The organism is Maribacter sp., from assembly GCF_039974175.1.
Lineage (GTDB): Bacteria > Bacteroidota > Bacteroidia > Flavobacteriales > Flavobacteriaceae > Maribacter_C.
Genome location: NZ_JBDWJN010000003.1, coordinates 424640 through 451131, shown reverse-complemented (window position 1 = coordinate 451131; position 26492 = coordinate 424640). Strand labels below are relative to the sequence as shown.

Below are 26492 nucleotides of genomic sequence, written 5' to 3'. Positions count from 1 at the left end.
TAAAGATTAATCAATAAGTTCTATAAATTCAATCCAGACACCATCTGGAGAACGCACCGAAAATACTTTTAGATTTCCGTACGGAGGAACCATAAGGTTTTGAACTTCTGAGTTTAATTTTAATCCACGTTCCACCAACGTGGCTGCATAAGCATCTGCATCTCGAACGGGAAATCGATACATCAAAATTCCTAAGTTTGGAGGCTTAGCAAGACTTGCACAATCCTTCCCTTTAAGCTCATTGGTATGCATATATTCGATCGATCCGAAATTATTAATATCAGGCCTAACGATATCGATGGGAACGGTAATTTCATGATTTACATTTGGAGGAATCCCAATCACGTTATGCCCTGTAGCCCTATCCAAACCAGGGGTTTCAAAAAATAAAGAAAAACCAAGTTTATCAATGAAAAATGCACGGGTCGCTTCCATATCTTGCACAACGACGGAAGAGTTAAATGCGCGACTGGTTTTTTTCATATGGTCGAAGTCCACCAAGGGAGGTTCAAAGCGTTGCATGAAAGCTATTATGACTCCATCGGGGCCGCGCATAAGTACTTCAGAGACATCGTAGATATGAAAGGTGTACCGTTTTGGTTCTGAAATACCATTCCAACCTTCATTTTCCAATTCGCGATAGAAACTATCCATATCTGGCGTCCGCATGTTGATATCGATTATTCCACCAGTATCCCAAATATGGGCAGCTGAACGTATTTGTTGCTGTTCCACATTTTTAAAACTCACCAAGCGTACAAAGCCCTCATGGTCACCGGTATTTTGAACCAGCGCTTCTTCTATTTCCACAGTGGAGTCTAAATGCCACAAATTGTTCAGGGCTGAACTACTTTTTTCTTGACTTACGAGTGACCATCCACAAACTCTTGTAAAAAAATCGATGTACCTAGCCAAATTGGAGACACTGAAAATAATCTCTTGAAATCCTTTAATGTCGGAATCATTTTCTGAGAAGTTGAGGTTGTGTTTGATGCTGGCCATGGCTTTGTTTTTGATTAGCCTAGTAAGTTCATTAGTTCAAAAGCGGCACGCTCCCCTGATTCCATAGCACCTTCCATACCTCTGTTCATAACTGCGGTATGCTCCCCTGCGAAGTGTATGCGCCCAATAGGGTCGGCAAGTCTATTCGAGAAATCGGTAATTTCACCGGGTTTCCAATACGCATATGCACCACCGGCATAGGGGTTGTTCACCCAGGTCCAGTAATACGTGAAGTCTAATGCGCCTTTTAAACTAGGCCTCATCTCTTCAAGAGTTTTGGTAACTAGAGCAATAGCATCTTCCTGCTTCATTTTATCTATTTCCAAAGCAACATTGCTATTTAAGAATGCAACACAACTTGTGACTCTATCTGGGTCTTGCAAATCATTCTTCAGGGCCATAAATCGTCCTGCCAAATTATCGCACCACATACTTGGCGGCAAGCCGTCTTCTTCCCAATATTTCTTCTTGGGAACGTAATGGAGTTGAACCACTGGCGTATAGTCTAAATTTTGAAACCCTTTTTGTTGCATACCCTGGGCACTAGGAGAAATTTGTATCCGACGCAATGCAGATGCCGGGAGGGTTACCAAACAATACGGAGCTCTTAGCGTACTTCCATTGTCTAGGGTTATCGTAGTGGCATCAGCTTCTGAAGCAATACTTTTTACGGGACTACGTAACATAATATCTTGTTTGAAAGCAGCTCCCATGGCTTCAGGCAAACGTTGGTTACCACCAACAATGGCTCCTCCTTTTCCAGTAGATGCGTTCTGTTGACCAATCCATGTTAGTATCTGAAAATACATCAGAATGGAGATGTTCTGCGCATCAACACCGTAACTGGAGTTGGTGCCCATAACCAATTTGATATCATCGTCTGAGAAGCCTTCTTCTTTTAGAACAGAGTATGTAGACTTGTCCCAGTCCTTATATTTTGGGTCGCGCCATGCAGCTAAATCATTTTCAGGTAATGGGTTTATTTTTCCAAAGTGACCCCAGGTAACATAGGCGGGAAGCCCTTTTCTATAACCTTCTGGTAAGGTGTTGAAATCATGGGTAGGCCACTCCTCAGGGAGAATAAAATTATTCTTAATGCGATAAATTAGTTCCCCCTTTCGAGATTCGGTTCTTGGTCGCATGGGTCCCATGGAAACGCCGTATTTCTGCGCCGCGTCAAGTACTCGGGCGTAACCACCTCCAATACCATTACCCCCTAATTCTGGCTGGCCCGGTACATCACTTTCTTTAGCTGTATGCACACGACCTCCAACTCTATCTGTAGCTTCCACAATTTTTACTTTGAAACCTGCTTGTTCAAAAAGTAAGGCGGCATTTAAACCGGCTAGACCTGCCCCGACAATAATGACATCGGCGTCCAATGTTTTTTTAGCACCACTAATACATGAATTTAGTCCGAAATAAAAGGGAGCAGCTGCAAGCGCAAGCCCACTTTTTTTCAGCATCTCACGCCGGTTGATGCTTTGGTGTATTTTTTTTTCGTTTTTCATTCTTCGTCCCAAGTTAAAGGCAATGCAAAGACATCAGGTTGCTTTTCCTCCGTAGCCGCTATAAAATCGGCAGGGAGGTCTTCCTTACTCATAAAAGTGCCACCGCTGGAAGTCCAAATCATATGGCCTGGGGTGCCGGCCATTTTTAACAGCGACAGCCATGAAGTTTGACTGGTCCAATGATATTCTGCTGGAATATGTGTCAACGATCTATCGTATAAATACTTCTTGTCTATATCATAGGTGTCTAAAGTCATTTCGGTACGCCAAGTTTGCGATTTCTTCTCAAACCATTTGGTAAAAGCATGACGTGTGATGTGCATTTTATCGCCCATATCAGTAAATACCAAATCAAGTGGTACACCAATAGCAGTGCTTTCCATTGTGAAGCTTGCGTCTACTTCAGGTCCTTCAGGTGTCATAATGCCACCTCTTATTCCAGCGCGAAAGGGGGGTACTTCTACAACCTCTCCCGTATACGGATTTTTCACCTCACTAAGAAATTCACCCGTTTTTGGGTCTCGGTATAACAACCATCCTTTTGATTTGGTTTCCACATTACCATTGTCAAGTACTCGCATAATTTTCATGCCACAGCCCGAATACCGAAAAACTTCTTTTCCGAAAACATTGAGGCTATCTGGTCTATCGGGACGAATGCCAAAAACCCTTCCTTCCGAGTAAGAAAAAGTCATTCTTCCTGATAAATCTCCTTGCATTTTTTCAAAAATCAAGAGCTTATCCTTGGGGTCATTTAAATCATAAGCAATCTCCTGCTTTATGGTTTCTTCCGAGGATGTTTTTTCTGCCAATTCTGTTGGTGTTGAAGAGTTACAACTTGCTATAAGTAACGTCATAACAACTAGAGACCATGGGTTTTGAAAGTAGTTTTTCATTAGATATTGGTTTTATTCTGTACTATATATTTAGCATATTGCGTGCTTACTCTTCGCATTCACATACTGCGGAGGCCCAGTTCATCTGAAATCCGATTTTTTTGGCATTTGGTTCCGCAAAAGCAAGAGCAGTAGAGGCCTGTGCTTCTTTTTCCTTGAATCGTAAAAAGAAGAAATCAGCATCCTCCAAATCATAAAATGGATATTCCTTATTACGCAATTGCACAAAATAGGTTTTACCATCAACAGGGTTGAGAACGTACGCAGTACCGCCCTGGTCATGTACTTTTAACCCTTTGTAACTTTTGTCTTTTTCACTAGGTAGGTAGTATGCTTTCTCATAGAAAGATACATCGCAAGTATACACCTTTGCCTTTCGCATTTTATGAGGTTCAGCGTTCGGATGACCCTTAAAAAAGGAATCGTCTTTTACCAAAAAAGTACGGTCTATACGCCAGTATTCACTCTCAGAAATTACCATGTCATGCACAGAATAACGAAGCTCATCTCCTTTTCCAAATTGACAAGCTTTCTCGTGCATACTGCCATGGAATTGTTGTCCGTTTCTCTGAAATATGACATTGCAACCATCGAGACCGAAAAGATCATCGAGTGTAATACTGGCCAAACTCTCGTCATGGGTATCAGCATCGAGCAGATATTTTGTAGCGTCTTTTAAAAAATACAGCTTCATTACGATACCCGGTTTTTTCTCGCCTAGACTTTCAAAAGAAACGATTCGTTGTCTGCCTACATTCGTAGGGTCGTCATCCATATACTCTTCGATGTAGAAAACATATTTGCCGATGCTATCCGCCTTGATTCTCTTGTGCGTTGCATGTATACGTCCGTGTTTTTCTTCGGCTTTTCCCCACCAATCACTTCTATTTTCAACCCATAATTGTTCATCGTTATCAAACTCGCCCTCAAACCATTTTGCTAAAAGACCAAGATCGCGAACATTGGGGTCGCCATCGTCTAGCGCAATAGCTGCACTAGTAGTTTGAAAACTAATTGATGCGAAAAGAAGCGTTGCTAAAAGGCGTATGGTTTTCATGGGTGTTTTCTTTAAAGATGGCTTTTGGTTTACGCTATGCATTCAATATAATATCCAATGCGGCGCGCTCACCAGATTCGAAGGCACCTTCCATGCCCCTTTCCATAATAGCGGTATGTTCACCGCAGAAGTGAATGCTACCGTGGTTTTTACGCATGTGATTGGCATATTTTGTCACTTGTCCGGGTTGCCAGTATACCCAATCACCAGCACCATGAATATCACGTTCACAAGATTGAATCATAATGCGCTTCAATTTTCCTTTGGTTGACGGCCTAATTTCAGCCAGTTTGTTTTCCACGTAAGAGAATACCTGGTCATCAGACATTAGACGGAATTTCAGCGACTCAGGTCCGTTAATAAATGCCAAACCTGCATCGGGGTCGCTTGGATTTTTTTTGGTGCGAACTGCAAAGCGCTCTAAGGGTCCATCAGTCCACATATTAGCATCCATACCATCTTGTTCCCAGAAAGGTTCTGTAATAAGGAAATGAGCTTGAACAGATAGTCCATAGTCCATTTCGTTGATAGCATCCTTGGTAACTCCCTGAACTACGGGTTCAAACGTAATATTCCTAAGCACAGTTATAGGGATACTACAAACCACTTGTTTCGCCGTAAACTCGCTACCATCGGCACAGCTTACTTGAACGATACCATCTTCCTCTTTAAAACCAACAACGGTTCTGCCCAGTTGCACTTCATTTTTTAAACTTTCTGCCATGGCTTGAGGAAGTAGTGAGTTTCCTCCCTTTATCATTTTCCAACCAGTACCATCAGGAAAAGTTGTTTTTCCGTCGCTAAAGTGCATAACGTGGTATCGACGCAGTTCATTCATAGCAGAAGTGTTGTGCATACCGCCGGCATGTATGATTACGTTCATAAGCTTAATCGTCTCTTCATTTACTCCTTTTGAACGTAAATATTGGTCATGTGGGATATCGTATTGATGAAACTCAGGTTCTAACCATGCGTTTAAGGGTTTTCCTTGAAGGGGGTTATCGCGGTGCGAAATAGTGGATAAATAGCGATGCGGAAGTAAGGTTCTATCTTCACCTTCTAGCGGATTAAACTTATGTGACTCCCAGTTTTTCGCGGAAATATATTCACCTTTTATATTGTAAATCCAAGGGCGATTTGGACCGCCACCCGCATCAGGAGTGTATAACTCAAGGCCAAGTTGTTCAACGGTATTTCGCATACGTGCATAATTCGCCCCGATAAATTCTCCTGCAGCTTCGGGTTTTCCGGGTACATCGTTTAAGGTATATACACGGCCACCCAATCGATTTCTACCCTCTATTACCTGCACGTCAAAACCTTGTTCTTCGAGAAGCATTGCGGCGTGAAGGCCTGAAAGGCCTGCGCCTACCACTACAATATCATGACTTGATTTAACAGCTTTGTTTTTCGAGTGAATCGCTGTAGCGTTAACATTGACGGTTTTAGATTCTGTCTTAGGCGTGCAACTAGCAGGAATAATGAGTCCCGCGGAAGCTCCAGCAAGACCTTGAATGAATTTACGTCTGTTCGTTTTCATAAGAATACTTTATGAATTAATCTTGTGTTACCTCCTTAAGATATGCAATTAATGCATCTTGTTGTTCTTTCTTTTGAACCCCTACAAAGGCCATTTTGGTCCCTGGTACATACCCAGCAGGATTGGTCAGCCACTCGCGAATGGTTTCCTCACTCCATACAATACCTTTATTTTTCAAAGCATCAGAATATACGAAGTCTTCTTTCATACCCGCTTTTTGACCCAAAAAGCCATTTAAATTCGGGCCCACTTTGTGAGGTTCTCCTTTGACCACATTATGGCATGCCGCACATAAAAGAAAAACGCGTCTACCCAATTTATTTTCTGATTGGGGAATGGTAGCTGCCACCGCGGTAGACGAAGCTGTGGTTTCCGTAGTTTTCTTTGTATTGAACTCGGGCTTGGCTTTTTCTTGATTCTTTTTCTCTCCACCGCCGCAAGAAACGCTTAGTAATGTCATGCAAAGTATGGCTGCTACAAAAGAAAGTGTCTTCATCAAAAATAGTTTAATTCATTAATAGTTAATAAAGTTAACTAATATTTTAATTGCTTTCCAAGAAAAATGCAATAATTATAGAGATATTATGAATTTTGCACCAATTTGGCTTAATCTCTGAAAATTTTTAGGTCGGCCTTCATGTCTTCCGAAACGTACACTTGGCCCTCTTTAATGACCGTAGCAATCAGCTTTGTGTTTTGAATGTCATCAAGAGGATTGGCATTCAGAATCACCAAATCTGCATACATATTTTCTTTGATAGACCCAAGTTCGTGCTGCATGTTGAAATATTTAGCGGGATTATAGGTAGCAGCTTTTAAGACTTCAAGCGGAGGAATACCGGCATCGACCAAAGCTTCAAGTTCTATGTGTAGGCTCAATCCTGGCGTTAGGTAGGCAATGGGCGTATCTGTACCTGCCATTAATGGAATACCTTTTTCGTAGACTTTTTTTACCATTTTAAGATTAAAATCTACTTGTGCCTGAAAGGCTTCTGACATGGGATAGTCTTTTAGGATGATAGAACGGTTTTTCCAATGTTGCGCAATGGAATCTGGCAGCTGTGAGTAGCTTTTTTGATATTCAGGATCAGCAAAGTATTTATTAGATAAAAACGTATTTAGTGCTAATGTTGGAACTTGCCAAACATCCCTATCCTTTAAAACTTGCAATACTTCATCGGCTTTGGTTTCATCATAGTTTTTGAGGGCGTTTTCGCGTTGCGCCCTATGTATCGATGTCCTTAATTCTCCACCGGCCATGTTACTGCCTTCGGCGAGCATTTTTTGACGCTCTGCTAGAAGTTCGTCGCTGTTCGCCACACAGGATAATTCCAAGTTTCGCAAATGTTCCATGCTATTCAATCCGGCATTAGCTGCAGAAATAACATCCATGCTCAATGGCACATGCCCCGTAACTTTCAGTCCGTTTGCCTTGGCCAATTCGTTAACTTTTCTGAATTGCTCGGGAGTCAACATTTCATAGGCCTTAAGTAAATCGACATCTTTGCCTACCAATCTATTTACTTGATTCGTGACATCATCGACTGAACCCAAACCAACAGAAAGCTCAGGATGAGATGCATCACTTCCATCATAAACATTTGGTTCGCCATCAAGCAAAGGCCCGGCCATCATAACCCGTGGGGCGGCTGTCCGACGTGCAATGGCATTGTCTTTCCAATCTTTTACAAAATCAACTTTACCGCCGGTGTCTCGAACGCTAGTGATACCGTTTGACAAAAACATATCAAACATTAATGGCGCCAATTCTTCTATATAGGCAAAGTGCACGTGAGCATCCCATAAACCAGGTATCAAATATTTGCCTGTACCATCAATAATGTTGTTTTCTCCAGATAACAATAAGGTCGCAGTGTCTGCAATTTTATAAATCTTTCCATCCTTAATAACAACCGTTTGATTTTCTTCCAAACCATTGTTAGGGTCTACGGTGCTGATGTTTTGTATGCAAATTGCATCTTCAAAAAACCGCGCTTGAGGTTGGCATGAAGCGAGAAGTAAGATGCAAAGGGAAGTAATAATTTTCGAAGAATTCTTCATTATTTAGAATATTAAAGGTGATTCGTGCAAACAAATCCCTTAAAACTAATTATTTTAAACAGAAGTAAAAGCATTTTGTCAAAAATTAGTTAATTAGTTTAATGATTAACTACATTAACTAGTTTATTTGTACATTGGAAACATGAAAAACAATCGCCTTACCCTAGCTGCTCGTCCTGGAGAATTTATTAAGAAATCGGATTTCAAAATGGAAACCGTAGAACTGCGTCCTTTGAAAGAAGGAGAGTTTTTGATCAAAACACTTTTTTTGTCAGTGGCCCCTGTCATGAAATTTTATATGTTAGACGGTGCTGGTATAGAAAATCCGATGCAAATTGGCGATACCATGCGAGGCAGGGGTGTTGGTGAAGTAGTGGAAAGCAGACATTCTGATTTTCAGATTGGAGATATTGTACAGGGCAAACACGGTTGGCAGGAATATGTGATTTGTGATGGGAGTCCATATTATATGATGTATAAGGTGGGTCAGCGGGGGCTACCCTATTCAACAGCTTTAGGTGTTTTGGGTATGACGGGTTTTACATCATATTTCGGATTGTACAAGGTTGGTGAGATGAGAAAAGGTGATAATGTTCTAGTTTCGGCAGCTAGCGGCGGAGTAGGTTCAAATATTGGTCATTTAACTAATATAAAGGGGGGAAGAGCTGTTGGTCTTGCTAGCACAGATGAAAAGTGCAAGTTGTTGACCGAAAAATTAGGGTATAGTCATGCTATTAACTACACAAAGGAAAATGTTTCTGAGCGTATTGACGATTGCTTTCCCGAAGGAATTGATGTATATTTTGATAATGTAGGTGGCGAAATACTAGACATAGCCTTAACAAAGTTAAAGAGGTATGCTCGTGTAGTATTGTGCGGAAGGATATCACAATATGCTGATAGAGAGAATGCAGTTTATCATTTAAAAAACTGGCATAAAGTAGGTGCCACACGTTCGAAAATGGAAGGTTTCTTTATTTATGATTTTGAAAAGGATTTTCAGAAGGCAGAGACAGATATGGCACAGTGGATAAAAGAAGGGAAACTAACCTATCAAGAAGATATCCTAGAAGGTCTTGATCATATGCCCATTGCACTTAATAGATTATTTGAAAGAAAGAACGTTGGAAAGCAGTTGGTAAAAATTAGTTAACTATGTTAACTAATTTTTCGATACCTTTATCCTCAAATTGAAAAGCCCATTAGACATTTTTATTATATGACAAACTATTTAGTTACCGCAGATAACAAAGAAATAGCACTAAAAAAAGAGGATATAGAGGCTCTTGATAGCATTTCTATTGATGGCGAAAACTATCATATTCTTGAAAAAAATAAGGCTTATGAAGCCCGTTTAGTCCATGCTGACTATTTAAATAAAACCCTGACAGTTGCTATTAACGGGAATACATATCAAGTAAAAATTGAAGATGAATACGACCAGCAGGTAAGAAAAATGGGCTTGTTAGCAGTAACTGCTCAGAAGGTGAATTCCATCAAAGCTCCCATGCCAGGTTTAATTGTTGACATATTAGTCGAGATTGGTCAAGAAATTTCAGAAGGCACTCCTTTAATAGTACTCTCAGCTATGAAGATGGAGAATATCATTACCTCACAAGGGGAAGGAGTTGTGAAATCAATAGAAGTAAAAAAAGATGATGCTGTTGAAAAAGGACAGTTAATTATCGAAATGGAATAGATATAGGAACATGAAAAAAATTCTAATTGCCAACCGAGGTGAGATTGCAATTCGAGTTATGCGAACTGCCCAAAAAATGGGAATCAAAACGGTAGCTGTTTACTCAGAAGTTGACCGACATTCGCCGCACGTGAAATTTGCAGATGAAGCTGTCCTTTTAGGGCCGGCACCTTCTTCAGAGTCTTATTTGGTTATGGATAAGGTAATTGAAGCGGCAAAAAGTACGAGAGCAGAAGGTATTCATCCTGGGTATGGCTTCCTAAGTGAAAATGCCATTTTCGCTCAAAAAGTTGAGGATAGCGGACTTACTTTTATAGGTCCAAAACCACATGCTATTGAAGTTATGGGAAATAAGCTAGCGGCAAAAGACGCTGTAAAAGATTATGACATTCCTATGGTTCCCGGTATCGAAGAAGCCATAACTGATGTGGCATTGGCGGAGAAAATTGCGCAAGAAATTGGGTTTCCGATTCTAATCAAAGCTGCTGCCGGTGGTGGGGGAAAAGGAATGCGAGTTGTAGAAAAGCTCGAAGAATTACCCGAACAAATGGACCGTGCTATTGGCGAGGCAGTTGCAGCTTTTGGTGATGGCTCCGTTTTCATAGAAAAATATGTAGGCTCGCCCAGACATATTGAAATTCAGGTACTTGCCGATACCCATGGCAATATAGTGCATCTCTTTGAACGCGAATGTAGTGTACAACGAAGACACCAAAAGGTTGTGGAAGAAGCACCATCAGCCGTACTGACTCCAGAGATTCGTAAGGCTATGGGTGACGCTGCGGTGCGGGTAGCAAAAGCCTGTGACTACGTTGGTGCAGGAACGGTAGAATTCCTCCTTGACGAAAAAAAGAATTTTTATTTCCTTGAAATGAATACGCGTCTTCAAGTCGAACACCCGGTCTCAGAAATTATTGCGGGTGTTGATTTGGTAGAAGAACAAATAAAAGTAGCTCGGGGCGAAAGGTTAGGGTTTACTCAAGATGATTTGAAAATCAGTGGTCATGCCCTTGAACTTCGCGTATATGCAGAAGACCCCCTGGAGAATTTCATGCCCAGTATCGGAACCTTGTCGACGTACCGAGCACCTGAGGGTAAAGGAATTCGTGTAGATGATGGTTTCGAAGAAGGTATGGAAGTGCCCATCTATTATGACCCAATGATTTCCAAGCTGATTACCTATGGTAAAACGCGTGAAGAAGCTATTCAGTTGATGATAAAAGCTATTGATGATTATAAAGTAGAAGGCGTGGCAACAACACTTCCTTTTGGAAAATTTGTGTGCGAGCATGAAGCATTTACTTCAGGTAATTTTGATACGCATTTTGTGAAAAATTACTATGCCGCAGAACAGCTTGAAGAACAGTATAATGATGAGAAAGAGATTGCTGCCAAGATTGCGCTCAAACTGTACCTAGAAAATCAAAAGACATTAAAAACTCCAACTACCGTTTCCTCGAATTGGCATAAACGAGGGATGTAATTTTTGTGAATCGATTGTAGACCAAGAATGAAATGAGCCACAATAATAACGGTAAAATTAAGGTATCGGGTTTTTGGCGAATTACATCTGACCAATTACCAACAATGAAAATGTACAGATGAAAGATAAAAAACAGATTTTAGCAGATAAGTTAGAGCAAGCCCGTGTAGGAGGTGGTCAAGAACGCATTGATAAGCAACATGCCAAGGGAAAACTGACGGCTCGCGAGCGCGTTCATTTTTTATTAGATGAAGGTTCTTTTGAAGAAATGGGAGCCTTAGTGACCCACCGAACGAAGGACTTTGGTATGGAAAAACAAGTCTTTTACGGTGATGGAGTAGTAACGGGTTATGGCACGGTAAACGGAAGACAGATATGCGTCTTTGCCCAAGATTTTACAGTTTTTGGTGGAGCACTATCGGAAACCCATGCTGAAAAAATCTGTAAGATAATGGACATGGCGATGAAAATAGGCGTGCCTGTTGTTGGATTAAATGATAGTGGTGGTGCACGCATTCAAGAGGGGGTTCGCTCCCTTGGAGGCTACGCAGATATCTTTCATAGAAATGTGATGGCCTCAGGGGTCATTCCTCAAATATCTGCAATCATGGGCCCCTGCGCAGGTGGAGCTGTATATTCTCCTGCAATGACTGATTTTACCTTGATGGTAGAAAATTCAAGTTATATGTTTGTTACAGGTCCGAATGTGGTGAAGACAGTGACCAATGAAGAAGTGACTTCTGAAGAATTGGGGGGTGCTTCTACTCACGCTACAAAGTCAGGGGTAACGCATTTGACGGCCGCGAATGATATTCAATGTATTAATCAAATAAAGCAGATGTTAAGTTACATGCCTCAGAACTGTGAGGATGTACCCGATGATATTCCTTTTGATATTAAAGACGAAATTCGTGAGGAGTTGGAAAGTATTGTTCCCGAAAACCCCAATCAACCCTATGACATGCGTCATGTGATTAACGGCCTAATCGATGCGGATACTTTCTTTGAAATTCATAAAGATTATGCAGATAACATTGTTGTCGGTTTTGCTCGTTTGGGAGGAAAAAGTATTGGAATTGTTGCCAACCAACCGATGAGCTTAGCTGGAGTTTTAGACGTAGAAAGCTCAAAGAAAGCCGCACGTTTTACACGTTTTTGTGACTGTTTCAATGTTCCGTTGTTAGTCTTAGTCGATGTTCCGGGATTCTTACCTGGTACCGACCAAGAATGGAACGGTATCATTACTAATGGCGCTAAATTGTTATATGCATTAAGTGAAGCTACCGTACCAAAAGTTACTGTCATTACAAGAAAAGCGTATGGTGGGGCTTATGACGTTATGAATTCAAAACATATTGGTGCCGACTTAAATTATGCATGGCCTGGGGCAGAAATTGCGGTGATGGGTGCTAAAGGAGCAAGTGAAATTATCTTTAGAAAAGAGATTGGCTCTGCGAAAGACCCCGAAGCGAAGCTAGCTGAAAAGGAGGCCGAATATGCCGAAAAATTTGCAAATCCATATAGTGCGGCTGAAAGAGGATTTATTGATGAGGTAATTCTTCCGAAGAATACCCGAAGAAAATTGATAAAAGCATATACAGCACTTCAAAACAAAGTAGCTACCTTGCCAAAGAAAAAGCATGGAAATATTCCTTTGTAAAATAATTCTAGGGTCATGAGTAAAACCCCTTTATTTGATGAATTCTCTCCTGTTTCTGCCAAAGAATGGAAACAGAAAATACAGGTAGACTTGAAGGGAGCCGATTATAACGAAACCTTAGTTTGGGATTCTCCTGAGGGAATCAAAGTGAAACCCTTTTATCATGCCGACGATGCCGTTGCAACTTTCAACAACTTTACGAGTAAAAAGGGCTGGAGTGTAGGCCAAAAGATATATGCCGGTAATGCAGAGTTGGCCAATAAGAAAGCATTAAAAGCCTTACAAAGAGGGGTGGAGAGTTTGAGTTTTGTAATTCCATCTGAAGAGATAAAAGTAGAAAGCCTATTAAAGAATATTGACCTTAATGCGGTTTCTGTTTATGTAAAACTTGAATTTTTGTCTCATGAATATGTGCAGGCGTTAGTTCAATTTTGTAGTGACTCCCTAGAAAACATATACTTAAATCTAGACCCTATTGGTCAATTGGCCAAATCGGGAAATTGGTTTGAAGGTTGGGAAAAAGACGTCGCAATGCTCAAAAAGATACTTGCCGGTAAAGCACAGAATATAGTAAGTGTCAACCTAGCTTTATACCAGAATGCTGGAGCCAATATGGTTCAGCAACTAGCCTATACGTTAGCACATGCGAATGAATATTTGAATATCTTTCAGACCGAAACGGAACGCCCAAAAACAATAACCTTTAAGGTCTCTGTCGGAACAAATTACTTCTTTGAAATTGCTAAACTCAGAGCTTTACGCCGGTTATGGATTACTCTTGTTGAATTCTATGACTTTGATACTGAATGCCATATTGTTGCCTATCCGACACGAAGAAATAAAACACTATACGACTATAATACGAATATGCTCCGCACGACTTCAGAGTGTATGTCGGCGGTTCTGGGAGGCGCCGACCGCGTAGTCAATTTGCCTTATGATGCCATTTATCACAAGGATAATGAGTTCGGGGAACGTATCGCGCTGAATCAATTACTCTTATTAAAAAATGAAAGCTATTTTGATAAAGTTAATAATGCGGCCGATGGGGCATATTACATTGAAAGCTTAACGGCACAATTGACGGAAAAAGCTTTGGAACTGTTTAAATCGATTGAAAAGGGTGGTGGCTTTCTCAAGCAGTTAAAGGAACATACCATTCAAAGAAAAATTGCTGAAAGTGCTTCAAAAGAACAAGAAAAGTTTTTAGGGGGAGAAGAAGTTTTGATAGGAACAAACCGATATCAAAACGAGGGCGATAAAATGAAAGATACGATTGAGGTGTATCCATTTTTGAAAACCAATCCTCGAAAAACATTGATTCAACCTATTCTTGAAAAACGTTTGGCAGAGGAAGTAGAACAAAAACGATTGGATGATGAGTAGAAAAGATGTACAAAATCTATCTCTTAAAAAATCGTCTTTCGGTTCGAGCCCTTCAACTGAGCTCAGAACAGACTCCGTCCAGAAGCCGAACAACGTAGCTTTCGAGACTGCCGAAAAAATAGATATAAAACCCTCTTTCAGCAAAGAAGATATTGCTTCGGCAGAACACCTGAATTTTGCAGCGGGAATTTCGCCCTACTTGCGAGGGCCGTATTCCACCATGTACGTTCGCAGACCTTGGACGATTAGACAGTATGCTGGTTTCTCGACAGCTGAAGAGAGTAATGCCTTTTATAGAAGAAATTTAAAGGGAGGTCAAAAGGGACTTTCGGTAGCTTTTGATTTACCCACCCACCGTGGGTATGATAGTGACCATGAACGTGTTGTTGGTGATGTTGGAAAAGCGGGCGTTGCTATCGATTCTGTAGAGGATATGAAGATTTTATTCGATGAAATTCCGTTGGATAAGATGTCTGTTTCCATGACAATGAACGGGGCAGTTCTGCCCATAATGGCATTTTACATTGTTGCCGCGGAAGAACAAGGGGTTGGCCAAGCCCTGTTAGCGGGAACTATTCAAAATGATATCCTTAAGGAATTTATGGTGCGGAATACCTACATCTATCCGCCTAAACCCTCTATGCAATTGGTAGCAGATATCTTTGAATATACAAGTCAATTTATGCCCAAGTTCAATAGTATTAGTATCTCCGGATATCATATGCATGAAGCGGGGGCGTCTGCTGACATTGAATTGGCATACACCTTAGCTGACGGATTGGAGTACATCAAAACCGGACTCAAAGCGGGACTACAAATTGATAATTTCGCTCCCCGTTTATCTTTTTTCTGGGGAATTGGGATGAACCATTTTATGGAGATTGCCAAAATGCGAGCTGCCCGAATGTTGTGGGCAAAATTGGTAAAGCAATTCAACCCGAAGAATCAAAAATCCTTGGCATTACGTACGCATTGTCAAACCAGTGGATGGAGTTTAACTGAGCAAGATCCCTTCAACAATGTCGCTCGAACTACAATAGAGGCAACAGCCGCGATTTTAGGAGGAACACAAAGTTTACATACCAATGCCTTGGATGAGGCTATTGCCTTACCAACAGATTTTTCGGCCCGAATCGCTAGAGAAACACAGATCTTTTTACAGGAAGAAACCAAAATTACTAAAACAGTTGACCCTTGGGCTGGCAGTTATTACGTTGAGTATCTTACGGAGCAAATAGCAGAAAAAGCGTGGACATTAATACAAGAAGTGGAAGAATTGGGAGGAATGACCAAAGCGATTGAGGCGGGAATTCCCAAAATGCGTATTGAACAAGCGGCCGCTAGAAAACAAGCGCGAATTGATAGCACGCAAGATGTAATTGTAGGTGTAAATAAATATCGATTAGAAGAAGAAGATGAGCTTCACATTTTGGAAGTCGACAATCAAGAAGTTCGAAGACAGCAGTTAGAGCGTTTGGTTCGTATTAAAAAATCTAGAGATGAAGCAGCTGTTAAAACAGCTTTAGCTGAATTGACAGAAGCTGCTAGATTGAAAATGGAATCCGATGATGAAAACTTGCCTGCGGATAAAAATTTACTAGCTTTAGCTGTAAATGCTGCCAGATTTAGAGCGACCCTTGGGGAAATCAGTTCGGCCCTTGAAGAAATTTTTGGCAGACATAAAGCAATTATCAATTCATTTTCAGGCGTGTATTCAAAAGAAATTAAAGACGATAAAAGTTTTGAAAAGGCCAAGGCCATGACCGACCAATTTGCTGAGCAAGATGGTCGTCGCCCTCGTATTATGATAGCGAAGATGGGACAAGACGGTCATGATAGAGGCGCTAAAGTAGTAGCCACAGGATATGCTGATTTAGGCTTTGATGTTGATATAGGCCCGTTGTTTCAAACTCCCGAAGAAGCCGCTAAACAAGCTGTCGAGAATGATGTGCATATTCTAGGTGTATCTTCCTTAGCTGCAGGTCATAAGACCTTAGTGCCCGCTGTAATTGAAGAATTAAAAAATTACGATCGTGAAGATATTATGGTGATTGTAGGTGGCGTGATTCCCAAACAAGATTATCAGTTTTTATATGATGCTGGTGCGGTTGCAGTTTTCGGCCCTGGAACCAAAATTAGTGATGCGGCCATTCAATTGTTGGAGATTTTGATTGAGGAGTAATTCTTAATGTTAACCCCAACATTATAGTGATTTATTTATATGAGAATATATCATTTACTTGCTAGCCCTTCAATACCTATGTCTGTTGCAGCTACAATTTCATGTATATCGTTATCCACAACTTCTTTTTTGGCATCGGCATAGGTCAAGAATTCCTTATAAACCGTATCTAATTGTAATTTGGTTAGTTCATAACCAACTAGTTTGGCTCGATAAGCCAAAGCCGCTCTACCACTTCTCGCCGTAAGCACAATGGATGACTCATCCACACCAACATCAGCAGGATCGATAATTTCATAGGTTTCCCGGTTTTTGATAACACCATCTTGGTGAATACCAGAACTATGAGCAAATGCATTGGCGCCGACTATAGCTTTATTGGGTTGTACGTTCATTCCCATTTTTTGAGAAACCATTTGGCTAGTACTATATAGCAGTTTACTATTGATATTGGTGTCAAGGCCAAGTGTAGGATGTTGCCTCATTATCATTACCACTTCTTCTAACGAGGTATTTCCTGCGCGTTCTCCAATTCCATTTATGGTGCATTCAATTTGCCGTGCGCCGTTTACAACTCCAGCTATGGAATTAGCTGTGGCAAGTCCGAGATCATTGTGACAATGGCATGAAAGCGTAACCTTGTCAATATCTTTTACATTTTCTTTCAGATATCTTATTTTGGCCCCATATTCCTCAGGTAAACAATAACCGGTAGTGTCAGGAATATTTAGAACAGTAACACCAACCTTGATAAGGGCCTCACAAATTTGAGCAAGAAACTCGTTGTCTGTTCTACCCGCATCTTCGGCAAAAAATTCTACATCCTCAACGAATGATTTCGCATAGGACACGGCAGCAACAGCTTTTTCAATTATGGCCCCTTTGTTCGAATTGAATTTATGTTTAATGTGAGATTCAGAGGTGCCGATACCCGTATGTATTCTTGGCTTTTTCGCAAATTTAAGTGCCTCTGCAGCGACTTCTATATCTTTTTTAACAGCTCGTGTAAGTCCGCAAATAGTAATGTCCTTTTTAATTAATTTGGAAATTTCTGTGACCGATTTAAAATCTCCTGGACTTGAAATGGGGAACCCCGCTTCAATAATATCCACCCCTAATAATTCAAGTCGTTCTGCGATGATTAATTTTTGTTCCGTATCTAATTTACATCCTGGTACTTGCTCGCCATCTCTTAACGTAGTGTCAAAAATTTGAACCTTTTCTTTGCTCATGATACTAAATAATTAACGCTGTCTTAGCTTTAATTTAAATATATAACCTCTTAGGCTAACCTTTTTAAATTTACTAGCTAAATATACTATACTTATTGTAATTAATGACGATTTAAAACACTGAAATACAATAAAATACACCCTATTTTTTACGATGACAAATGGCAATAATATATAAACTTAACATGGAGTTATTACGTTGTTTTGTTCCAAGGAAGTTATGATGATCTTACAAGAAAGAATTATACAGAACTTGCTCAATTGCAATTGGGCAAAGGCAATTGGCATGTGCAAAGAGCGAGAGTTATTTTACAAAACATAACAAACAAATAATATTTGGCTGCTACCGCAGTTAAAAAATCGCCAAATCATTAATAAATCTATGATGCCCGAGGGCTTTAAAGTATGCTTACGGAGAAGGAGGTTCTAAATTTAGTGGCATATTTGAAAGCATTAAACCCACTTGGGGAGGTTGCGTTATCTCGTTAGTTTTTTCAATGCTATTTCATCTCGAACTGTCTTTTGTATTCTGAAGGGGTTTTTTGGGTTAGCGCTTTGAACTGTCGATTGAAATTTGATAAAGTTCCATAACCACTCTCATAACATGCCTGAGAAGCTGTCAACTTTTTCTCTATAAGAAGCTTACAGGCATGACCGATTCGAATTTCACTTACGAATTCTGAGAACGTTTTATTCGCATGAATTCTAAAATAACGACTGAATGAAGTTGGTGTCATATTCGTTAATTCTGCCAGTTCTGTAATTGACATTTTCCGTGTGAAATTTTTCATTACATAGGCATAAACAGTATTCATACGTACCGTGTCGCCTTCCTTTAAAGTGTTCACATATCCAGGACTTGCCAGCGGTTGTATATCGGTTGTTTGTGATAGTTTGTTTATTATTTTTAGTAGTTCTAATACACTATCAAATCCTTTCATAGTTAGTAATTTTGAAAGCATTTTTTTTACAGTTTTTCTTGTATTTCCGGTAAGCTCTAAACCGCGAAGGCTTTTTTTAAATAGCCGTCGAATGCGAATGGTTTCTTCCGTTTGCAATAGGCTTTCACCCAAAAATTTCTCATTGAAATAAACGACGATTCCCTCACAGCCGTTTTTTCTATTTTCAGTATTACTTTCCACATCGCTTCGCCAGAGGTGGGGAATATTGGGCCCAGTAAATGTTATATCCCCTGCTTTGAATGGTTTTACATTATCTCCAATGAATCGCGTTCCGGTTCCTTTCAGAACCATAAACAACTGATATTCAGAATGAAAATGCCAGTTCGGATCAAAAATAGACTCGTTCAAATGTTTTGCAATAAACACATGATTTGAAGGAATTGGTGATTTTTGAACTACAGATTTCATTTGGATCTATTGGTTTATAAAAGTTACTAATTTATCCATTAAAATACTGTACTACGAATTTTAGGATATAATACAGTCAGTAGTAGATAAAAGATAGTACGATTTGATCTGTATTAATTCTTAACATTGGAAACCGTTTATATGAACAAGATTATGAAAAATTTTCAATTGATATTTCTTCGGCTACTATTACCTTTCCTTTTTGTGCTTGGGTGTAATTCTGAAACCAAAAAAAGAGCGCTGCCAGATGATCAGCCAAGACGAATTGAACTGCTTTTTCTCGGACATGAAATGGAGCATCATAATTCTAGCGCTTATTTTCCAATCTTGGCAACGGCCCTCACTAAAGATGGAATCAACATTACCTATACCGAAGATGTAAACGACCTGAATACAGAGAATCTTAATTTGTATGATGGCCTAATTGTGTATGCGAATCATGAAAGCATCAACCCTTCCCAGGAGCAGACGTTGTTAGATTTTGTATCCACAGGGAATGCCTTTATTCCAATACATTCGGCAAGTTTTTGTTTTAAGAATTCCCCTAAATATATTGATTTAGTCGGAGCGCAGTTTAAAGAACACGATACGCTAACTTTTTCGGCAACTATTACGAATACGACACATCCTTTAATGGAAAATGTAACCGAATTTGAAGCTTGGGATGAGACCTATGTACATGATAAAATAGCGGATGATATTACCGTTTTGATGGAGCGTGTTGAAGGAGACCATAGCGAACCTTGGACTTGGGTAAAAGAATATGGAAAAGGGAAAGTTTTCTACACTGCCTCGGGTCATGATGAACGTGTTTGGAATCATACAGGTTTTCAAAATTTAATTAGAGAAGGAATTCTATGGGCTGTTGATGCGAATACAAAGAACAATTGGGAAGCTTTTGCGGCAACGATTCCTACATTGAAATATGAAGACCGCACAGGAATTCCGAATTACGAAAAAAGAGACCCGGCACCTAAATATCAGTTGCCGCTTTCACCTGAAGAATCAGAAAAGTTAATACAAGTGCCAGCAGGTTTTGATTTACAGCTGTTTGCCTCTGAACCCGAAATTGTCAACCCTATTGCCATGAATTGGGACGAGAAAGGTCGCCTTTGGGTGATTGAAACTGTAGACTACCCCAATACGGTTCGTGATGAACTTGGCATTGGTGATGACCGTGTGAAAATTTTGGAAGATACCGATGGTGACGGGAGGGCCGATAAGGTCACTGTCTTTGCAGAAAAATTAAATATCCCTACTAGTTTTGCCTTTTATGATGGGGGTATTATAGTTTCACAAGCGCCTCAATTTCTATTTTTAAAAGATACCGATGGAGATGATAAGGCAGATATTCGTGAAACTATAATTGATGGATGGGGTGTTTCAGATACACATGCAGGGCCTTCCAACCTTCAGTATGGTATTGATAATAGTATTTATGGAGTTGTTGGCTATTCTGGATTTGAAGGAAGTATCTACGATGAGGTATTCGATTTTAGTCAGAATATGTATCGCTTCAATCCCAAGAAAAAATACTTCGAGGTATTGACGAATACGAGTAATAATACCTGGGGTTTGGGGATTACTGAAGACAATTCACTCTTTGCCTCAACGGCAAATAATACACATAGTGTCTTTTTGGGTATTCCGAACTATGCGATGGAGGGCATAGAGGGCATTACTGCACAAGGGAGCTTAAAAATAGATGGGCATTATGACATGATGCCAATAACCAAAAATTACAGACAAGTGGATGTTTTTGGAGGTTTTACTGCGGCGGCAGGGCATCATTTTTATACGGCCCGTAACTATCCGAAGCAGTATTGGAATAAGGTAGCTTTCGTGTGTGAGCCAACTGGTGGATTGGTTCATATTGCTAAAATTGAAAAAAACGGTGCCGGATATATTGAAAAGGACGGTGGAAACCTTTTTGCCAGTTCAGATGAATGGGTGTCGCCGGTGGAGGCGAAGGTCGGCCCAGATGGTAATGTTTGGATAGCCGATTGGTACAATTTTATCGTACAGCACAATCCCACTCCAACCGAGAGTTTTGGAGGTTTTAAGGGTGAAAACGGACAAGGAAATGCCTATGTAAATCCTCTTCGCGATAAGTCTAGAGGACGCATTTGGAGAGTGGTTCCTAAAATTGGCAAGTTGCAAAATTCGTTGGGGTTGGATAAAGAAAATCCCGAAGAATTAGTGCGTACATTGGCTCATCAAAATATGTTTTGGAGGCTTACGGCCCAGCGTTTATTGATAGAACGTGGAGATACTGATGTTTTACCTGCCCTATATAAATTGGTAACTGATATGAAAGTTGATGCCTTAGGATTAAATGCTGGAGCTTTACATGCTTTATGGACCATTGATGGGTTAGGCGCCCTAGGTCTTGACACCCAAGGAATTGAAATAGTGACTGGTGCCTTGCTACATCCTGCAGCTGCTGTTCGAAAAGCAGCTATTCAAATACTTCCTAAAAATAGGGCGACAGATAATTATCTTAATAAAGTAAAGATTTTAAATGACAAAGACGCGTCTGTCAGATTGGTGACATTCCTCTATTATACCAAAAGACCGGCCTCTGAGGCAATAGGTGCTAGATTATATACGGTAAGCAAGCAAGAGTCCATTACTTCTGATAACTGGCTTTCAAAAGGGCTATATGCGGCTGCCAACAAACATGGGGCTGGTTTTATGAAACAGTATGCTGAAGAAAACCCAAACATAAAAGTAGATACTGCACCTCAGACAAAAAGACACGACATAGACTTGGATGATTCCAATTGGAAAACTATGGAATTGCCTCAATATATTGAGGACGCTGGACTTGATATTGACGGTGTTATTTGGTTTAGACGAAATTTCACTTTGAATACGGACGCCTCTACCTATGTTTCATTGGGTCCGATAGATGATTCCGATATTGTGTATATCAATGGCATACAAGTGGGTCTTACCGAAAACGAATACGCAAAGAATCGATATTATGATATTCCTGTTGCAATTCTTAATAAGGGTAAAAATACAATCGCCGTTCGTGTTGAAGACACCGGTAGTGGTGGGGGTATTTATGGAACCCCTAACCAAATGTACATTCGTTCTGGGAATACGACAGTATCCTTGTCAGGCAGCTGGAGATACGAGGTAGAAACCGATTTTGCAGAAAGCGCCAACAATGCCTTTGGGGGTACTTCTATTGCTGCAGTTTTCGCTAAGAATTACAAAAAAGTTGATAAGGCAACGGAGCCAGATATAACTACTAACGATCAAGGCAGAGTTATTACGATGAAGACCATTCAAAATGAAATGAAGTATGATTTAAGCGAGTTTGTTGTCAAAGCTGGTGAGACTGTTACCCTTGTTTTTGAAAACAATGATTTTATGCAACATAATCTTCTGATTTTAGCTGAAGGCAGTATGGAAAAAGTTGGAGCAGCCGCAGATAAATTGGCACAGGATCCGAACGCAGCTGATAGCGATTATATTCCGATAATGCCAGAAGTGTTGCATGCGACCAAACTAGTAAATCCAAATGCAAAGGTGACTATACGATTTACCGCTCCTGAGCAAGCTGGAGAATATCCGTATATCTGTACTTTTCCTGGACATTGGCGCATCATGCAAGGAGTAATGAAGGTAGTAAAATAAATAGTTTATGGCAGTAAATGTGCAATACGGCGTAAGTACATGGCTTTGGCATTCACCTTTTAGTACTGCCTCAATTTCGCTTTTTCCTAAAATAAAGGCCATGGGATTTGACGTAGTGGAAATTCCTGTTGAAGACCCTGATTTGATTGATGTCAAAACCGTAAAACAAGCTCTAAAAGATAACGGATTAAAACCAACGGTTTGCGGTGTTTTTGGCCCTACAAAAGATTTTACTTCTGATGATGTTTCATTACATAATAACTGTTTTCAATATATCGAAAAATGCTTTGAAATAGGGTCATTTCTGGAGGTTGATTTTTTGGCAGGACCTATGTATTCGACTGTTGGTAAAGCACGAATGGTTTCCGAAAGACAGCGCAAATTCGAGTGGGAATTAGCGGTCACCAATTTGCACAAAGCTTGCGTAATGGCGTCAAAACACGGTCAACAAATTGCCCTGGAGCCATTGAATCGGTTTGAATCTGATTTAGTGAATACTGCAGGCGATGTGATGCGTCTTATATCGGATATTAATCATGAAAACGCCAAGGTAGTATTAGATGGCTTTCACATGACCATCGAAGAACAGAACATTCGTGAAGCGATTAATACCGCGGGCGATAAACTAATTCATATTCAGGTTTCCGAAAACCACAGGGGCATTCCAGGAACCGGACTTACCCCTTGGAAGGATTTCAAACTTGGATTGCAAGACATCAATTATAAAGGGGCAATGGTCATAGAAAGTTTTACCCCAGAAATAAAGGAGCTGGCTGGTGCAGTTTGTATCTGGAAAAACCTAGCCAATAATCAAGATGATTTCGCATCGGAAGGAGTTGAATTTTTAAAGAAAACATTCAATACATAAAGTAATGGAAACGAGTGAAAAAAGAATTAAAATAGCCATTGTAGGCCTAGGATTCGGAGCAGAGTTTATACCTATTTATCAGAAGCATCTCAATGCTGAAATGTATGCCATATGTCAGCGGAATAAATCTAAAATGGACGAACTTGGAGATGCCCTTGGTATTGCAAATAGATATACAGACTATAATGAATTGCTAAAAGACCCCAACATCGATGCAGTGCATATCAATACCCCGATACCGAATCATGCCGAACAATCTATTGCTGCATTGAAGGCCGGAAAACATGTGGCCTGTACCGTACCTATGGCCACTACCATAGAGGAATGTCGTCAAATAGTGGAGTTGGTAAAGGAAACTGGCTTAACGTATATGATGATGGAAACGGTAGTCTATGCGCGGGAGTTTTTGTATATGAAAGAGCTGTATGAAAATGGAGAATTGGGAAAAATCCAATTTCTAAAAGCCAGCCATCAACAAGATATGGATGGTTGGCCAGAATATTGGCCCGGACTACCTCCAATGCATTATGCCACACACTGTGTAGGGCCGATATTGGCACTTACAAAAGATGAAGCGGAATATGTTTCCTGTTTTGGTTCGGGAAAGATTCGAGAAGAATTAATATCGGAATATGGTTCTCCCTATGCAGTGGAAACGGCTCATATTAAATTCCGTAATTCTGATTTAAGCGCGCAAGTCTATCGCTCTCTTTTTGATGTTGCCCGTCAATACCGAGAGAGTTTTGAAGTATATGGATCTAAGAAATCGGTTGAATGGCCTTTGATAGAAGGCCAACCATTAGTGGTACATACGGCCAAAAAACCCGAGCCAGAAATTCCAGAAGAAGTCGAAAGTCCTGATTTTGCAAAATTGTTGCCCAAAGAAATTCAAGCCTTCACAACCCATGGGGTTTATGATACCGATGACAATACACACCTTTCATTTACGCAAGGTGCCGGTCATGGCGGTTCACATCCGCACTTGGTTCATGCATTTTTGATGTCACTGATTAACGACCAGCAGCCGTATCCAGATGTAGTACAATCTGCCAATATTACTTGTGTCGGTATTTTGGCACACGATTCGGCCATGAAGGGGGGCGAAATTATCAGATTACCTGAGTTTAGCTTAAAAGAAATGTAGACCCTAAAAACAAATGTAGAACCACTTCCATAGCGAATGACTTTTTTAGTCATTGGATGCAAAAAAGGAACAGTTTTTAATTTTCTATATTGTTCTTATCTTAGGTAATAACCTTAATCGTATGAATTTGGTACTTCGGGTAACGTTCGCTTTTTTATTCTTTTTTTTATTTTCGAGTGCTCAAGAAACTCAAAAACGGCCGAACATTTTGGTAATTATGTTCGATGATGCAGGCTTAGACATGAGCGCCTATGGAAGCACCTATGTAAATACTCCCGGTTTTGATGCCATTGCCAAAGACGGGATTCTGTTTCATAGAGCCTATACACCCAATGCCAAATGTGCCCCCTCAAGGGCTGCTGTAATTACCGGAAGAAATTCATGGCAGTTAGATGCTGCGGCAAATCATGTGATCTACTTTCCATCGAAGTTCAAGACCTATCAAGAAGTACTTTTGGAAAATGGCTATACCACTGGCCATACGGGCAAAGGCTATGGGCCTGCCTTGACTTTTGCCGCTGATGGCAGTCAAAGACAAGTGATGGGTGAAGCCTTTAATGAGAAAAAACTAAAACCAGCTACCAATGCCATCGGACCCAATGATTACAGTGCTAATTTTGAGGATTTCTTAAATAAAGCTCCTGCCGATCAACCTTGGAGTTTTTGGTTGGGGACTATAGAACCTCATAGAGGCTATGAATATGGTAGTGGCGCCCGCTTAGCTGGCAAGTCGACAGCTATGATACAAAATTTCCCTCCATACTGGCCCGATAACGAAACCACGCGAAATGACCTGCTTGATTACGCATACGAAATAGAGGATACCGATAAGCACATCCAAAAAGTTTTGCAAACACTTGAAGAACGCAATCTGTTAGAGAATACCTTGATCGTGGTTACTTCTGACCACGGGATGCCATTTCCAAGGGTTAAAGGCAATCAATACGAAAATGCAAATCACGTGCCCATGGCCATGTTATGGAAGGGAAAATCGAAGGTAAAAGTTGTTGATGATTACGTGAGTTTTATTGATTTGGCACCTACGTTTTTAGAAGTCGCTGGAGTAGATTGGCGATCTTCAGGAATGCATCCGGCAACAGGAAAAAGTCTTATGCATATAATAACATCCGAAAAGTCGGGGCAAATAGAGCCTGATCGCAATTATGTTTTAGTGGGCAAAGAGCGTCACGATACTGGTAGACCAAATGATGTAGGGTACCCCATTCGTGGAATATACAAAGACAGTATGTTGTATTTGAAAAACTATGAAATAGACCGATGGCCTTCAGGCAATCCTGAAACGGGCTATTTGAATACCGATGGCAGCCCGACCAAGACCGAAATTCTGAATTTACGTAGAGAAGGCACCAACCTTCAGTATTGGAGATTAAACTTTGGCAAACGCGTTTCCGAAGAATTATACAATATTAAGAACGATCCTTTTTGTGTGCATAACCTCGCTGATGATATTTCGCTTGAGGTATTGAAAGCGCAATTAAAATCGGAAATGGAGGGTAAACTGCTACAGCAGAATGACCTACGTATGCAAGGCTTCGGGCATCTGTACGAAGCGCATCCGTTTACCAGGAATACTGATTTTTATGGCCGATTCATGGCAGGTGAAAAAACATCCTCTGGCTGGGTAAACGACAGTGATTTTGAACCCAATTTTGTGGATGGAAACGGCAATACGCTTGAAAAAGTAGAAGTTGGTGCCAAATTTATAGTCAAAGACTAGCAATAAAATAATCGA

The 26492-nt window shown here is 40.4% G+C and carries 19 protein-coding genes; 10 read left to right on the top strand and 9 right to left on the bottom strand.

Features of this window, described 5'->3' with window-relative positions; genetic code table 11:
• Positions 1 to 6 precede the first annotated feature (6 nt).
• The 7 genes from ABJN95_RS03020 to ABJN95_RS02990 all read right to left on the bottom strand — a co-directional run bounded on the left by ABJN95_RS03020 (position 7) and on the right by ABJN95_RS02990 (position 8067).
• On the bottom strand, positions 7 to 1002 hold the full coding sequence (locus tag ABJN95_RS03020) for a VOC family protein (protein ID WP_348368515.1): 996 nt from the start codon (positions 1000 to 1002) through the stop codon (positions 7 to 9).
• A gap of 14 nt (positions 1003 to 1016) precedes the next feature.
• Complete coding sequence (locus tag ABJN95_RS03015) at positions 1017 to 2513, bottom strand: NAD(P)/FAD-dependent oxidoreductase (protein ID WP_348368514.1); 1497 nt, start codon at positions 2511 to 2513, stop codon at positions 1017 to 1019.
• Positions 2510 to 3409 (bottom strand): DUF1838 family protein, encoded by a 900-nt coding sequence (locus ABJN95_RS03010; protein WP_348368513.1) that lies wholly within the window; start codon positions 3407 to 3409, stop codon positions 2510 to 2512. Before ABJN95_RS03010 ends, ABJN95_RS03015 begins: the two co-directional genes overlap by 4 nt.
• A gap of 46 nt (positions 3410 to 3455) precedes the next feature.
• Entirely contained in the window at positions 3456 to 4466 is a 1011-nt protein-coding gene (locus ABJN95_RS03005; RefSeq protein ID WP_348368512.1) for a chromophore lyase CpcT/CpeT, read from the bottom strand.
• A gap of 34 nt (positions 4467 to 4500) precedes the next feature.
• Positions 4501 to 6006 (bottom strand): FAD-dependent oxidoreductase, encoded by a 1506-nt coding sequence (locus ABJN95_RS03000; RefSeq protein ID WP_348368511.1) that lies wholly within the window; start codon positions 6004 to 6006, stop codon positions 4501 to 4503.
• Between the two features lie 16 nt (positions 6007 to 6022).
• Positions 6023 to 6502, bottom strand: coding sequence for a cytochrome c family protein (locus ABJN95_RS02995; protein WP_348368510.1), 480 nt, complete (start codon positions 6500 to 6502; stop codon positions 6023 to 6025).
• 110 nt (positions 6503 to 6612) lie between these two features.
• A complete protein-coding gene (locus ABJN95_RS02990; RefSeq protein ID WP_348368509.1) occupies positions 6613 to 8067 on the bottom strand; it encodes an amidohydrolase family protein in 1455 nt (484 codons plus the stop codon).
• A gap of 142 nt (positions 8068 to 8209) precedes the next feature.
• Between ABJN95_RS02990 and ABJN95_RS02985 the strand changes: the two genes are divergently transcribed.
• From ABJN95_RS02985 to scpA, 6 genes are all read left to right on the top strand, one after another.
• Complete coding sequence (locus ABJN95_RS02985; protein ID WP_348368508.1) at positions 8210 to 9220, top strand: NADP-dependent oxidoreductase; 1011 nt, start codon at positions 8210 to 8212, stop codon at positions 9218 to 9220.
• Positions 9221 to 9286: 66 nt separating this feature from the next.
• Positions 9287 to 9766 (top strand): biotin/lipoyl-containing protein, encoded by a 480-nt coding sequence (locus tag ABJN95_RS02980; RefSeq protein WP_348368507.1) that lies wholly within the window; start codon positions 9287 to 9289, stop codon positions 9764 to 9766.
• A 10-nt stretch (positions 9767 to 9776) separates the two neighbouring features.
• Positions 9777 to 11249 (top strand): acetyl-CoA carboxylase biotin carboxylase subunit, encoded by a 1473-nt coding sequence (gene accC, locus ABJN95_RS02975; protein WP_348368506.1) that lies wholly within the window; start codon positions 9777 to 9779, stop codon positions 11247 to 11249.
• Positions 11250 to 11367: 118 nt separating this feature from the next.
• Positions 11368 to 12909: an acyl-CoA carboxylase subunit beta gene (locus ABJN95_RS02970; RefSeq protein WP_348368505.1), complete on the top strand. Its 1542-nt coding sequence runs from the start codon at positions 11368 to 11370 to the stop codon at positions 12907 to 12909.
• Positions 12910 to 12924: 15 nt separating this feature from the next.
• Entirely contained in the window at positions 12925 to 14295 is a 1371-nt protein-coding gene (locus ABJN95_RS02965) for a methylmalonyl-CoA mutase subunit beta (protein WP_348368504.1), read from the top strand.
• A complete protein-coding gene (gene scpA, locus ABJN95_RS02960; protein ID WP_348368887.1) occupies positions 14288 to 16477 on the top strand; it encodes a methylmalonyl-CoA mutase in 2190 nt (729 codons plus the stop codon). Before ABJN95_RS02965 ends, scpA begins: the two co-directional genes overlap by 8 nt.
• 50 nt (positions 16478 to 16527) lie before the next feature.
• Here scpA and ABJN95_RS02955 read toward each other — a convergent pair whose 3' ends face one another.
• The gene (locus tag ABJN95_RS02955; RefSeq protein WP_348368503.1) at positions 16528 to 17709 is read right to left on the bottom strand and encodes a 2-isopropylmalate synthase; all 1182 of its coding nucleotides are present in this window, start codon (positions 17707 to 17709) and stop codon (positions 16528 to 16530) included.
• A gap of 500 nt (positions 17710 to 18209) precedes the next feature.
• Entirely contained in the window at positions 18210 to 19079 is an 870-nt protein-coding gene (locus tag ABJN95_RS02950; RefSeq protein WP_348368502.1) for an AraC family transcriptional regulator, read from the bottom strand.
• A 153-nt stretch (positions 19080 to 19232) separates the two neighbouring features.
• On the opposite strand from ABJN95_RS02950, the gene ABJN95_RS02945 reads away from it, so the two are divergent.
• From ABJN95_RS02945 to ABJN95_RS02930, 4 genes are all read left to right on the top strand, one after another.
• Positions 19233 to 22727, top strand: a complete 3495-nt coding sequence (locus ABJN95_RS02945) for a PVC-type heme-binding CxxCH protein (protein ID WP_348368500.1) — start codon at positions 19233 to 19235, stop codon at positions 22725 to 22727.
• Positions 22728 to 22734: 7 nt separating this feature from the next.
• A complete protein-coding gene (locus tag ABJN95_RS02940; RefSeq protein ID WP_348368499.1) occupies positions 22735 to 23595 on the top strand; it encodes a sugar phosphate isomerase/epimerase in 861 nt (286 codons plus the stop codon).
• Positions 23596 to 23599: 4 nt separating this feature from the next.
• Positions 23600 to 24739: a Gfo/Idh/MocA family oxidoreductase gene (locus ABJN95_RS02935; RefSeq protein WP_348368498.1), complete on the top strand. Its 1140-nt coding sequence runs from the start codon at positions 23600 to 23602 to the stop codon at positions 24737 to 24739.
• A 121-nt stretch (positions 24740 to 24860) separates the two neighbouring features.
• Complete coding sequence (locus ABJN95_RS02930) at positions 24861 to 26477, top strand: sulfatase (protein ID WP_348368497.1); 1617 nt, start codon at positions 24861 to 24863, stop codon at positions 26475 to 26477.
• The last annotated feature ends 15 nt before the right edge of the window (positions 26478 to 26492 follow it).